This window comes from Actinoplanes solisilvae (genome assembly GCF_003999975.1).
Classification (GTDB): Bacteria; Actinomycetota; Actinomycetes; order Mycobacteriales; family Micromonosporaceae; genus Actinoplanes; species Actinoplanes solisilvae.
This window is the reverse complement of sequence record NZ_RJAC01000002.1, coordinates 492,365-504,602: the sequence shown is the minus strand read 5'-3', so window position 1 is coordinate 504,602 and position 12,238 is coordinate 492,365. Positions and strand designations below refer to the sequence as shown.

16 protein-coding genes and 1 pseudogene are annotated in these 12,238 nt (G+C 66.4%); 9 read left to right on the top strand and 8 right to left on the bottom strand.

Features of this window, described 5'->3' with window-relative positions; translation table 11 throughout:
• Nucleotides 1-107: 107 nt before the first annotated feature.
• The 4 genes and pseudogenes from EER30_RS49890 to EER30_RS09265 all read left to right on the top strand — a co-directional run.
• Nucleotides 108-230: pseudogene (locus EER30_RS49890) on the top strand (type IV toxin-antitoxin system AbiEi family antitoxin domain-containing protein); the annotation flags it as partial.
• Nucleotides 231-695, top strand: a complete 465-nt coding sequence (locus EER30_RS09275) for a type IV toxin-antitoxin system AbiEi family antitoxin domain-containing protein (protein WP_240669906.1) — start codon at nt 231-233, stop codon at nt 693-695.
• A gap of 10 nt (nt 696-705) precedes the next feature.
• Nucleotides 706-1,617, top strand: a complete 912-nt coding sequence (locus tag EER30_RS09270) for a nucleotidyl transferase AbiEii/AbiGii toxin family protein (RefSeq protein ID WP_127499914.1) — start codon at nt 706-708, stop codon at nt 1,615-1,617.
• A 98-nt stretch (nt 1,618-1,715) separates the two neighbouring features.
• On the top strand, nt 1,716-2,225 hold the full coding sequence (locus tag EER30_RS09265) for a DUF6933 domain-containing protein (RefSeq protein ID WP_127499913.1): 510 nt from the start codon (nt 1,716-1,718) through the stop codon (nt 2,223-2,225).
• Between the two features lie 91 nt (nt 2,226-2,316).
• On the opposite strand, the gene EER30_RS09260 is transcribed toward EER30_RS09265, so the two are convergent.
• On the bottom strand, nt 2,317-2,622 hold the full coding sequence (locus EER30_RS09260; RefSeq protein WP_127499912.1) for a hypothetical protein: 306 nt from the start codon (nt 2,620-2,622) through the stop codon (nt 2,317-2,319).
• Nucleotides 2,623-2,760: 138 nt separating this feature from the next.
• On the bottom strand, nt 2,761-3,150 hold the full coding sequence (locus EER30_RS09255) for a hypothetical protein (RefSeq protein WP_240669905.1): 390 nt from the start codon (nt 3,148-3,150) through the stop codon (nt 2,761-2,763).
• Between the two features lie 102 nt (nt 3,151-3,252).
• Between EER30_RS09255 and EER30_RS09250 the strand changes: the two genes are divergently transcribed.
• From EER30_RS09250 to EER30_RS09240, 4 genes are all read left to right on the top strand, one after another.
• A complete protein-coding gene (locus EER30_RS09250; protein WP_164842267.1) occupies nt 3,253-6,006 on the top strand; it encodes an ATP-binding protein in 2,754 nt (917 codons plus the stop codon).
• 118 nt (nt 6,007-6,124) lie between these two features.
• Nucleotides 6,125-6,295, top strand: a complete 171-nt coding sequence (locus EER30_RS46965) for a hypothetical protein (protein WP_164842266.1) — start codon at nt 6,125-6,127, stop codon at nt 6,293-6,295.
• A gap of 14 nt (nt 6,296-6,309) precedes the next feature.
• Nucleotides 6,310-7,440 carry an FxsB family cyclophane-forming radical SAM/SPASM peptide maturase gene (locus EER30_RS09245; RefSeq protein ID WP_127499910.1) on the top strand — a complete coding sequence of 377 codons (1,131 nt, stop codon included), beginning with the start codon at nt 6,310-6,312 and terminating at the stop codon, nt 7,438-7,440.
• A 38-nt stretch (nt 7,441-7,478) separates the two neighbouring features.
• A complete protein-coding gene (locus EER30_RS09240) occupies nt 7,479-7,964 on the top strand; it encodes a GNAT family N-acetyltransferase (RefSeq protein WP_127499909.1) in 486 nt (161 codons plus the stop codon).
• A 106-nt stretch (nt 7,965-8,070) separates the two neighbouring features.
• Here EER30_RS09240 and EER30_RS09235 read toward each other — a convergent pair whose 3' ends face one another.
• From EER30_RS09235 to EER30_RS09215, 5 genes are all read right to left on the bottom strand, one after another.
• Nucleotides 8,071-8,532 (bottom strand): SitI3 family protein, encoded by a 462-nt coding sequence (locus EER30_RS09235; RefSeq protein WP_127499908.1) that lies wholly within the window; start codon nt 8,530-8,532, stop codon nt 8,071-8,073.
• A 5-nt stretch (nt 8,533-8,537) separates the two neighbouring features.
• On the bottom strand, nt 8,538-9,530 hold the full coding sequence (locus EER30_RS09230) for a CdiA C-terminal domain-containing protein (RefSeq protein ID WP_240669904.1): 993 nt from the start codon (nt 9,528-9,530) through the stop codon (nt 8,538-8,540).
• Nucleotides 9,531-9,748: 218 nt separating this feature from the next.
• A complete protein-coding gene (locus EER30_RS09225; RefSeq protein ID WP_164842264.1) occupies nt 9,749-10,057 on the bottom strand; it encodes a type VII secretion target in 309 nt (102 codons plus the stop codon).
• Nucleotides 10,054-10,452, bottom strand: coding sequence for a YbaB/EbfC family nucleoid-associated protein (locus tag EER30_RS09220; protein WP_240669903.1), 399 nt, complete (start codon nt 10,450-10,452; stop codon nt 10,054-10,056). Before EER30_RS09220 ends, EER30_RS09225 begins: the two co-directional genes overlap by 4 nt.
• A 195-nt stretch (nt 10,453-10,647) precedes the next feature.
• Nucleotides 10,648-10,959 carry a calcium-binding protein gene (locus tag EER30_RS09215; RefSeq protein ID WP_127499905.1) on the bottom strand — a complete coding sequence of 104 codons (312 nt, stop codon included), beginning with the start codon at nt 10,957-10,959 and terminating at the stop codon, nt 10,648-10,650.
• Nucleotides 10,960-11,018: 59 nt separating this feature from the next.
• On the opposite strand from EER30_RS09215, the gene EER30_RS09210 reads away from it, so the two are divergent.
• Entirely contained in the window at nt 11,019-12,038 is a 1,020-nt protein-coding gene (locus tag EER30_RS09210; protein ID WP_240669902.1) for a TOTE conflict system archaeo-eukaryotic primase domain-containing protein, read from the top strand.
• Here the strand turns inward: EER30_RS09210 and EER30_RS49885 are convergent.
• The gene (locus EER30_RS49885; protein ID WP_127499904.1) at nt 12,010-12,225 is read right to left on the bottom strand and encodes an NUDIX domain-containing protein; all 216 of its coding nucleotides are present in this window, start codon (nt 12,223-12,225) and stop codon (nt 12,010-12,012) included. The two genes, EER30_RS09210 and EER30_RS49885, sit on opposite strands and share 29 nt — an antisense overlap.
• Between the last annotated feature and the right edge of the window lie 13 nt (nt 12,226-12,238).

Sequence of the window (12,238 nt, the reverse complement as noted above, 5' to 3'; positions counted from 1 at the left end):
CGGCGGGTCGGCAAGGGCACGACAGTCGAAGCCAGGCCTGGGGGGTGAGCAGGCATCCCTGGATAGATACCTTGTCATTAACAGGCGAGAAGTCTAGTCTTTTATCCATGACGGGGTTGCCAGGGCTTCCGTTGACCTTTACAACGGGGCAGGCGCGGGCAGCGGGTGTGCACCCACGCGACCTGTACGCCGCCCGAGACGACGGGGAACTCGTCGAACTGTCCCGGGGGGTGTTTCGTCGGGCTGACGCGCCGGCGGCGGCGTACCCGGACCTGCTGGCAGTCTCGCTGCGGGCTCCGCGGGCAGTGGTGTGTCTGCTGTCCGCGGCGGCGGTTCACGACCTGACCGACGAGATCCCGATGGCGGTGCAGATCGCCATACCGCGCCGGACCTGGCCGCCGAAGATCGACTATCCACCGGTTGAGGTGTTCGTATGGAACCCGCTGACGTTCGAGTTGGGTCTGGAATCAGTCGAGGTGGCGCCGGGGGAGTGGGCGAGGATCTACTCGCCTGGCCGGACCGTCGTCGACTTGATGCACATGCGGCACAAGCTCGGGGATTCGGTCGCGCACGTGGCCGTGCGTCGCTACCTGGCCCGGCGTGATGCCCGGGTTGCCGATCTCATGACGTACGCAAAGGCACTGGATGTGCTCGGGCCGGTTCGGGCCGTGGTCGACGTGCTGGCCGCGTCATGAAGGGGATGTCGTGACCCGTCCCACCCGTGCCGACGCAGGCGGCCGAGCATATCTGGACTTGCAGAATCTGGCCCGCCGTCAGGGCCGCCAAACCCAGACGTTGATGGTCATCTACGTTCTGGAACGGTTTCTCGCCCGCCTCGAGGTCAGCGGGTACGCGGATCGGTTCGTCCTCAAGGGCGGAATGCTGCTGGCCGCTTGGGATGCCCGCCGCGCGACCGTCGACGCCGACTTCCTCGCCCGCAACCTGAACCTCGACGAGGCTTCGGTCCTTCGGCGGGTTGTCGAGATCGCCGTACTGCCCGCGCCGGTCGAGGATGGCGTGGAGTTCCGCACCGAGACCGCTAAGGCCAGCACCATCCGGGATGGCGACCTCTACGGCGGAGTTCGCATCGCTATGGACGCGACCGTCTCGGGAGCTCTCGTGAAGCTGCGCCTGGACATCAGCACCGGCGACCCGGTTGCCCCGCCACCCGCCATTGTCGACTACCCAACCCTGCTCACGAATCATCCGCGCCTGAGCGTCCTGGGGTACCCGCTACCGGTCGTCCTGGCGGAGAAGCTCTGCACCGCCGTCGAGCTCGGCGCCGGCAACAGCCGTGTCCGCGACTACGCCGACATCTGGACGCTCACCCGCCGCCTCGACATCACTGCGGCAGACCTACTTACTGCTCTGGCGGCGACCTCCAAGCATCGCGAAGTCACCCTTCGGCCGCTCGCCGACGTTATCGGCGACTACGGCGTCGTCCGTGCCGGCGCCTACAGCGCCTACAGGCGCCGCCTCGGACCAGACGCCGCCAAGATCCCTGAGCGCTTCGCGCAGGTTGTCGAAGACGTGATCAGCTTCGCCGACCCGGCGCTGGCGTCTGAAGTCGCGAGCCGAGCGGTCTGGACCGCCCTGACAGCCAGATGGAACGTATAACTCTGCCGTGCCGCCACCGACCGCTGCCGTCTTGCTCCACCCCCTGACGGGACCGGCCCAGCCACTGCGGTCAACAATCGTCGGGCAGGATTGGTCTGGTGTTGATTGTCCGGGCGACCAAGAAGCTACGCCAGCGGCTCGGGCGGGCGACGCCGTATGACGGTGAAGCGTCGACCACTCTGCTGGGTGAGTGGTACGCGACCCTGCTGCCGTGGCGGCCCCAGCAGTTGATCCTGCTGGTCAACGAGGAGACTGTGTTGCCGGTGTTGATGCCGCTGGCTCCGGGCGCCACCGTGCCGGCCCGTATCGGGCCGGAGATCGCCGCCGCCCTGGCCACCCACCAAGCGCCGACGGCCGTCGGCGACGACGAGTTGAGGCAGATGCGGGACTGCCGGTTCGGGCCTACCGCGAACCGCAGCGTCGTCGGGATCATGAACGAGTTCGGCTACCTCGCCGACGTCTACCGGCACGTCGACCCCGGCAGAAGCCTGGCCGACCTGGGCATGAGACTGGCGGAGACACCGTGTAGTCCGCTCTACCGCCGTCATGTCCGGCCGGACCGTGAGCTCGAAGCGTTCCTGCAACTCGTCCAGCGCCCGGACTCCTGAACCGACCGCAGTCCGGCAGGAATGGCCAGCGTGTCCTTCGTTGTCGCCCAGATACTGTTCGTTCCCGCACGAACGACTCGCTAGGTGGGCGTCAGTAGTAGTAGGCGTGGGCGGTTGTCGGAGCTGCGCCGGCCCACCGGTAGGCCTTGCGAATGGCCACGACCACCTGGATGAACAGCGTCCGGTTGACGCCAGCGGCAGTGCCGGCCGGCTCGCCTTCAGCGGGATCGAACAACAGGTCCCCGATCGGCTGGCTGCGGTCGTCCGCGGGCCTGAACCGACCCGATGGAACCTCGAACGTCACGAAGCCGGTTTGGTGGTCGTCGGCTTCCCACCGGTAGAGCACCGATTCGCCGGTGGTGTCTCCCTGCGCCCAAATTCCGATCGAGGCGGTCATGGCCCGCACCCTGTATAGCTATTGATCACTGTCAGCCCTTTCGCTGGTAACCGAGCCCGTCTCGGGAGGGCTTCGCCGTCCCAGAGCGGCCGCAAGCCCCGTACGAGCGAGCCGTTCGTGAAAGGGATCCACCAGCTGCTACGCGGCGTTCGTGCGGGTAGCAGCTAGTTCCGGGAAACGTTCTTCCCAACGCCGCCGGAGCCGCGGCGGCAGCCAGAGCGTGGGCCAGAGCCGGAGAAGCACGTCACCCGAGAGCCACATGTGCAAGTCCTCGAGGGTGGCGGCCTCGGTGAGCACCACCTTGTACAGGCTTTCCAGGCACTCGGGCCGGTTCAGGTCATATTCGGGGTGGCCGGACCAGTCGAGGTGGTGCGGCAGTGTGATCACGCCACGGGTCGGCCCGTTCAGCGCGGTGAGCGTGTCGGCCAGGACATACGGCTTCCGATCACCGTACGGAAGGTAGCCCACCGGCGGCAGGGATACCGGCTCCTGCCGCTTGGCGTTAACGCCTTCAGAGACCTCACCCACGACCCCAGCCTAACTGGACATGCCCTCACCCTTCGTGAGTACGACCTCATCGGTCTTGGCGTCATGTGGTGCCCAACACATCGACGTTCTAGGATCTCTCTCATGAAGGCCCGGCGCATCGCCGTTGTGGTTATCTCGGCGGTGGTGGTCTCGCTCGTGACGCTTTTGGTCGGGTTGGTCACCAACGTGGCGTCGTCTGAGCAACGATGGCCCGGCTGGTTGGCGCCGCTACAAGCGAACCCGTGGGGTTGGTTCGGCGGGATTGCGGCCGTCGCGGTTGTTCTCGCCGTCGTTGGCGCCATCCTTGCCGAACAGTCCGCTGGGCCCGAGCCGGCCTTGGCAGACGCGCCGACTCCGGGCGGCGCTCCCGACACGGTGAAGGTGTTCAAGGCACTTCCTCGCGACATCGCGAGCTTCACCAACCGAGGCGCCGAGCTCAAGGCCCTGCGCGATGAGGTGAACCAGGCGTTGCGGAGCAGCGAGGTCATCCCGATTCTGGCGATCGACGGCATGCCCGGCACTGGCAAGACGGCCTTCGCGATCCATGCCGGTCACGCGTTGGCGGGTCAGTTCGATGGCGGTCAGGTCTTCCTGAACTTGAACGGGCATACAGCGGGGCTGCGACCGGTCGATCCGTGCGACGCCCTGGCGGCCCTCCTTTTGGCCGACGGCGTCAACGCTCAACGGCTGCCGACCGGCACTGACGGGTACGCCGTCACCCAGGCCCGCGCCGCACTCTGGCGCGATCGGCTCGCCGGTCGGCGGATGCTGATGATCCTCGACAACGCCGAGAGTTACAGCCAGGTCGAACCCTTGCTGCCTGGCGACGGCAGCTCGCTCGTGGTGATCACCAGTCGGCGCCGCCTGGCCATTCCGGATGGCGACAGCGTCCCACTCGGCGAGTTGCCGGAGAAGGACGCGGCGTCTCTGTTCCTCAAGCTGTCCCGTCGTCGAGAGCCGCCATCGGACGCCACCGTGCGCGAGATTGTTGCGCTATGCGGCAGACTTCCGCTCGCGATATCGCTGCTGGCGACGCAGTGGCGCAATCATCCGGTATGGACCGCCGAGCAACTCCTGAAGCGTCTGCGGGCGGCGCAGAGCCGCCTGGGCGAGATGCGGGCCGGTTCTCGTGCCGTGAAGTCGGCCTTCGACGTCTCGTTCCAAGCGTTGACCGCCGACCTACAGCATCTTTTCCGGTATTTGGGCGTCTTCCCCGGTGCGGATATCGATCACTTCGCCGTGGCAGCGCTCACTGGTGCGGCTGCGGAAGACGTGCGCCGCCGCCTCGCCGAACTCTACGAGGATCACCTTTTGGACGAGGTCAGCCCCGATCGTTATCGCCTGCATGATCTTTTGCGCGACTATGCCCATGAACTTGCGGAAGTTGTAGAAGGCGAGGAACGGACGATGGCCATAGACCGTTTGGTCGCGTACTACTCGGCCGCGCTGGAAAACGCGAACCACCTGATCGACCGTGTTGCGGCGACGGCCGAGGTCGAAGAGCGCGACGACACGATGCCGGCGCTGCGCAACCGAGCGGAGGCACTCGACTGGTTGACCGCCGAACGAGCCAACGTCCTCAACACCATTCAGCACGCGCAGGCGCACGGCGACCCGCTGGGCGCAGTGCGACTCGCGGCGGCGATGGGGCCGTTCCTTCGCCACGCCGGGCCGTGGGACCAGGCGGCGCAGCTCTACCGGACCGCGGCCGAGTTGGCTCGAGGTCTGGGCGACCGCGAGGCTGAGGCGGGCGCACTTGCCAACCTCGGTGTGGTCAGCCGGCTCATGGCCGACTACCCGACCGCGTCGGAGGCGTTGAATCAGGCGGTTGATCTGTGCCGCGAGGTCGGCGACGATGCGGGTCGCGCTGCGGCGCTCAACCAGGTGGGGATCGTCGGGTACCTAATTTCCGACTACCGCGCTGCTGCCGACGCGCAGCTCGAAGCGCTCGATATCTGCCGCCGGCTGGAAGACAAGCCGGGGCAGGCCAACGCGCTGGCCGACCTCGGAATGTGTCGTCGGCAGATGAGCCAGTACCGGGACGCCGCCGAGGCCCAGGGTGCCGCGCTGGAGCTGTACCGGGAACTCGGGGACCTCTATGGCCAGGCGAACTCTCTGCGCGACCTGGGAATCATCCACGGCATTCGGGGCGAATACAGCACCGCGACGCAACTTCACGCCGAGGCGTACGAGCTGTACGTGCTGCTCGGTGACGAGGTCCATCAGGCGTACGCGTTGAACGAGATCGGCTCGGTCCACCGGCTCGCCATGCGCGACGATGAAGCGTTGGCGGCATTCACCCGGGCACTCGAGATCTATCGCGAGGTCGGCGACCGCTTCGGAGAGGCCAACAGCCTACGACACCTCGCCGCCGTGAAGCGGCTCGCCGGTGACCGGGAGGCGGCTCGCGGGCTGTGCCGGTCGGCGCAGACGATCTACGACGAGCTCGGCAACCGCAGTGGTCAGGCGTACGCACTCATCGAACAGGGGCTGATCGTCGGCCCGCCCTCGGCCGTGACGGACTTCGGTCGGGCCGCCGAACTGTTCAGCACGCTCGGCGATCGCAGCGGGGAGTGCGAAGCGCAGAACAATTCGGGTTGGGCACTCATGGAGGTCGCGGGACCGGCACAAGCCGAGCCGTACTTCCGCGCGGCGGTGGAGATCTCGGCGCAGATCTCCTGCCCGCTGGAGGAGGCCCGGGCGCAGCGTGGGCTCGCACGATGCATGCTTGTGACAGGCGAGCGCGACGAAGGGCTGGAGCTACTACGGCGGGCGCAGTCCACGTTTCGACGGCTCGGCGCGCGCGAGTCCGGCGAGGTTTCAGCGCTCATCGAGGTCCTGGAATCGGAGCGATGAGTCGGCGGGCACTCGTGGCACACCTGGGGCATGGACCCCTGCTGGTGCCTCGCGTTAGCGTAAGCGCACCATGGCGCAGCGTGAATCTTTTTGGTTGGTGTGACGAAGGAGAATGTCGGTGCTGAACTCGACAACCCCTGATTCGACGCCGGAGCAGATCGGCTCCCCCGAGCGCGACAAGACCGTCCTCCAGCAGTCCAGCGCGCGCATCCGGGCACGACTGCGCGCCGAACGGGCTGCGCCGGACGAGGTCTCCTCGACTCACTCGGCGTCGATCCCGGCCAGGTAGAAGCGGCTGGCGACTTGCGGGCCTTCTCGACCTTCATCCTTAAGGTCGTCAACCGATGCAATATCGACTGCGACTACTGCTACGTCTTCAACTCAGTTGATCAGTCATGGCGGACTCTCCCTCCGCGATTGTCGCCGGCGACCGCCCGGCGTGCGGCCGAGCGGATAGCCGAGCACGCGCGGACCCACGGCATCGACTCCATCGACATCGTCCTGCACGGTGGCGAGCCGCTGCTGGCCGGAGTGGAGTTCACGCGCGACCTCCTCCTCGTACTCAGAGAAGCTCTCGCAGAGGTCTCGGCGATCAGGTTCGAGCTGCAGACGAACGCCACGCTCGTTAGTCCAGAATGGCTCGACCTGTTCGAGGCGTTCGACGTCGAGATCAGCGTGAGTCTGGACGGCCCCGGACTCATGAACGACCGGCACCGGCTGGACAAGCGAGGCGCCTCGACGACCCGCGCGGTGGAACGCGGCATCAGATTGCTGAAGAGCCGCCCCGCAGTCTTTCGGGGCTTGCTCGCGGTGGTCGATCTGAGGAACGAACCGGTCGCCGTTCACGACTACCTGGCGTCCTTCGAGCCAGACGTCATCGACTTCAATATCCCGCACGCCACCCACGACCAGCCTCCGGTTCGCTTCGTCCCCACGATGCCGGAGTACGGCGTATGGCTGAGCCGCGTCTTCGACGCCTGGGTCGGTCACGACCACCAGCACGTGGTCCGCTTCGCGGAAGACATTATGGCGCTATCCTGCGGCGTCAAGGGATCCGTCGAGTCGCTGGGCCTCGCCCCCTCCCGGATCGCCGTCATCGAGTCGGACGGGACGTTCGAATCCACGGACACGCTCCGAGCAACCGCGGACGGGCAGTCGAAGCTGGGCCTCGACGTATTCCGGAACTCGCTCGACGAAGTACTCGACCACCCCAGCATCGTTCTTCGCGACGGTGGTCTCGAGAGCCTGAGCGAAGAGTGCCGGCGCTGCTCTCTCGTCGAGGTTTGCGGCGGCGGTTACCTCCCACACCGTTTCAGGTCGTCGAACGGATACCGGAACCCATCTGTGTACTGCGCCGACCTCACCTACCTGATCGGCCACGTGCAGCGTCACCTCGACGCGGCCGGCTGGGAGGTCGGACTACGGCGGAAATAGCCGCCGCAGCAGACATCTTTCTGAAGGGATTGCGACAAGTGGAATTCAGCATCCGGCCGGCCGTCACCGATGACGTCAAGCCGCTCGCCCAGCTCATCGAGGACGTCGAGACCTACTATGGCGCTTCGCACATCGAACCGTTCGAAGAGCGGGTGGCAAACGTGTCCGAGGCTCTCTTCTCGGATCCACCACTGGCGTATGCGCTGGTGGCCATCGATGACGAAGGCATCATGGTCGGTCTTGCTGCGTACTCGTACCTTTGGCCGGCCGCGGGTTCGACCCACTCCTTGTTCCTCAAAGAGCTCTACGTGGCCGGGCATGTGCGCCGGGAGGGGGTAGGCGCTTCGCTAGTGAGGGCCTTGCAAGACATTGCCGCCTCCAGGTCCGGTTGTAGTCGCCTGGAGTGGATGACCGACGCGTCCAACGAAGGGGCGCGAGCCTTCTACCGGGAGATGGGCTTCGCGGAGTCGGACGAAAAGATCGTCTATAGGGCGGACGCGTCGACGAACTTCGGCCGGGCGTGACGGCTTCCGGCATCGGCATCCGGTAGGACCGTCTCGTCCCTCTCGGGTGACCTCACGCTCCAGCGGGTCGGAGGACGACTCCGTGCCTGGATCGAGGCTCAACCCGCTACAGCAGGGGTTGCGGAAGCGTTCGGCTGGCGAATTGGGTGAGCAGCGGGGCCACTTCAGCGTTCTCGGTCCAGTCCTCCCACTCGGCGTCGAAGACGATGCCGTCTTTTCCGTATTGCAGGACTGCCCTTTCGCCGTTGTGTAGCAACACTCCGCTGCCGCCGTGGGTTTGGGCGAAGGCTATGAGCACGTGCACCATCAGCGCCGTGTTGTGGTCGCTGGTCGCCTCGTCCGCGAGGTTCGCGAACCGGAACGTGGCCCAGAACCGGTCCTCGAATCCGAAGAGTCGCATCGCCTCGTTGACGTCGTCTTCGGAGTCTGCGCTGGCCGTGACGTACATGCCGTCCAGGAAGACAGTGCCGTCCGGGGCCTGCTGACCACCGGTCGCGGTCGCGATGAAGGTCCGTAGCGCGGCAGTGTCTACCTCCGCGTCACCGGACCAGTCGTACTCGAGGGCCACTCTCATCACCCTTCAAAAGGAAAGAACCGAACGACCGTACCGTCCTGGACCACGAGGATCTGTTTGAGGTCGGCGATCGGTTTGCGGCGCAGCATGTCGGCGATGTCCGCCATGGAACGCGAGGTGTCGTCCAGGTTCAGTACGAGACGATCAGCCTGGTCTTCTGACACTTTATTGCTGAGCTTCGTACGGATATTGTCGAGATTGTCAGTTTGTGGCGCGTAGTTGTCGAAGTATTCGCCCTCGATGAGGTAGTCGGGGTTCTTGCCGTTGGGTTTCGTCGGCGGGTTCTGCTGGATGTCGTAACCATTCTGGGCCAGAACGTCGGCTGATTCGTTTTCTCGGCGCAGCGGCTTAGATTTGAGTTTCGTCGGATGTGCCTTGGTGCGGTCCCCGCGCGGCTTGCGGCCCGGGTCTGGTGCCCCGGACGGTGTGGTGAGACCGTCGCCTCGGCTGCGGAGGCGGGTGAGGAGTTTCTTGATGGCTTCGATCGCGTCGCCCATCCGCCCGGCCAGCCCGCGCAGACGCTCAAGGCTGTGCACGAGTCCGCGTAGCCAGCCGGCGATCCGGGCGGCCCAGGACGCGCACAGGGTGCTGACCTGCGCGACGACCACAGGTGTGGCCAGGCCGAGCGTGAAGAGTTCTTCGGCGGCGTACGAGATCAGTCGGGATGCGAGGACGGCGATGGCGTCGCGGACCATCATCCGCACGGCGGCGACCAGCGTTCCGGCGCCTTCGGTGATCGCGGCCATCGTCTCGGCGGCGGTGGCCAGGGCGCCGACGGCGTCGCGTTGCTGGCCGGACCAGGTTCGGTACGCGTCGGCGGCGCCACCGACCCACTCGGTGGTATCCCCGCGCACCGCACGATCGAGGTCTGCCGCCTGATCGTGCGAGGTGGCGGAGATGTTGCGCCACGTCTGCGCGTGGGCGGAGATCTGCCCGGGATCGCCGGCCAGCCAGTCCAACGCTTCGGTCAGGGGCTTGACGTGCTCGAGCATCCAGGCGACGCCGTATTGCAGGAGGCCGCCGATCGGATCGGAGACGAAGGCCAGGGTGTCGAGTCCCGCCGAGACGGCGCCGAGTGTGCCGTCGATCCAACTGCCGCTTCGGACGCCGTCGAGTATCGTGTCGATATCCTCGGCGATCCAGATTCCGGCCCACGGATCGTTGGACGTGCCGGGGTCGGCGACGGCGACGAGCGGTGGCCGGAGGGGGCTCATCGGGTATTCCGCAGCCTGTCGGCGGTGGCGTGGTCTGCGCTGTCGTACGCGGCGGCGACCGACCGCAACGCGTCGGCGGTCTCGTGCGCCGAGGTGGCCGCCGTGGCCATGCCGTCAACCATCGCCTGCTGGAGCTGGTTGAGAAGGGCCGGCACGAACTGGCACAACTGCCCGTAGGCGCCGGTGTCGGTCTGGACTGTGTGTCCGGCGTCGGCTGCCGTGGTGAGCCCGTCACCGATGGAGTCGACCGTGCCGGCGTGCGCGGTGAGGGCGGCCGAGTCAACCTGGAACGCCGGCCCGCTCACCGGTGCCCGCCGGTTGGTTCGGTGGGCGGCCCGAGCCGCCAGCGCAGCGCCTCGGTCAGGGCTCGGCCGGTCTCGCTGTCCGGGCCGACCGTCTCGGCCGTGGCTTCCTCGAACTGTCTGAGCAGGTGATCCTTGGCCGCTTGCAGGGTCTCCATGATGGATTCCGCGGTCGCCGCCGAGGGCTGCTGACGAGTCCGCTCGTCAAGACGCAGTCGGATGAGTTGGCCCTCCGCGCCGACGGTCACCTCAACCAGTCCGTCGCGGCTCCGCGCGGTCGCTGACAGATCCGATGCCCGCAGCGCCAAAGCACGCGCTTGCTCGGCGCGGTCGGCTATGGACCGCTCCCAATCGTCAATCCGCTCCAGCGCACTGTCGAGCGTGTCGTCCCCGAACATTCCTCGCATGCTAGCGAGGCCGCGCACACCGTCAGCGTTCGTTCAATGACCCTCGGCGACTCCTGCGAAGTCGTTGGCCCAGCAACTCGAACCCTGACAAACCGGCGCATGGAGCCAGCGACCTTTCGGCCTCCTTGCCGTTCCAGGGGTTGGGCAGGCGTGACAGGAGTGGTACTGGTATTCACCCACCGTGGTCTACCGTCCGGCCCAATACCGGTAGGCATCGATCCATACTGAGCCGTCCGGTGGTGGGGTGGGTAGTGGCAGGTCGAGTAGGTCGATCCGCTGCCGGTCGCGGCCTCGGGCGCAGACGGCGACGATGGTGTCGTCAGTGAGGTCGAGTCTCTTTACAGTGACCTCCACGCCGAGCGCGGTGGTGGTGAACGGCACGACCAGGTGATCTTCGAGCATGGTGAACAGTCCGGTGAGCTGTTCGTCGTCGTTGTACGCGTCAACCGTGGCTTCTTCGATCATCGCCTCGAGCGCCGCGTCCCGCTTTGATGCCATCGGCGGAGAATAGCGGCCTGTCGTCGCAGGTTCTAAGCCCGATACGCCAGAATGAACCGGTGGACGCGACGGCTGAACACGCCGACCTGCGCCGGGAGGTACAGCGCCTGCAGGCCGAGAACGCCAGGTTGTCGCGGCTGCTGGAACTGCGTGGTCAGGACACTGCCCCGTCTCCGGAGCAGCAGCTATCCGCTCCGGTCTCCGCGCCGGGGATGGTCACCATGTCCTCGCCGGTGGCGGACAAGCTGGCCTTGTTCGCCGACCGGTTCCGGGCCCGTACCGATGTATACGCCGTCCGCTGGGAAAACACTCGTACGGGTGCATCCGGGTGGTCGCCGGCCGTCGCCGGCGGCTGGCGCAAGGGCATGGATCGGCGCAGCGCCATCCATCTTCCCCGTACGCCGCAAGTCGTCGCCGCCCACCTCGTCGGTGATGTGTTCATGGGCCTCTACCCACTGTTACCCAGGAACACACGTCAGTTCGTCGTCGCCGACTTCGACGGTGCGACGGCGATGCTCGACGCGCTCGCCTACGTCAAGGCGGCGTGGGCCAGTGCTGTGCCCGCCGCGCTAGAGATCTCCCAGTCGGGCCGTGGGGCCCATGTATGGATCTTCTTCACTGAGGTGCTTCCTGCGGCGACGGCGCGAGCTGTCGGTACCGCGTTGTTGCACGAGGCGATGGTGCTGCGCGGGTCGATGGACCTACGGTCGTACGACCGGCTGTTTCCCAATCAAGACGTCCTGCCCGACGGCGGGTTCGGGAACCTCATCGCCGCGCCGCTGTACGGCCGCCGCCGCCGTGAAGAAGGCCTTACCACGTTCCTCGATCTCGGCACGCTCGAACCGTACGAGGATCAGTGGGCGTTCCTCTCCACGCTGGACCGGCTCAGCCCCGGTGATGCGGAACGCCTCGCCCGAAACGCGAAACGCTCCACCACCGGAACCGACGTCGCCACGATCAGCCGGTCCGCCGCAACGCGGGTCCATCCCGCGCTGCCTGCGGTGGTCCACGCGGAACTCGGTGCCGGGTTGAACCTTGACACCGGTCAACTCACCGCGGCAGGTCGAGATCGCCGATGATGCCGGTTTCCTCGACGGCCTCGCGGATCGCGGCGGCGTCGGGGCGCTCGCCGGGCTCGACGCCGCTACCGGGGAGATGAGTGCCGGCTTCGGGCCGCGATGAGTAGTCGAAGACGAGAAGCTGCGGACCCCACGGGGTCGTTCGTGTGATGTAGGACGTCGCGCGGATCCGGGCCGTCGGGCTCATTCTGGGGCTCACG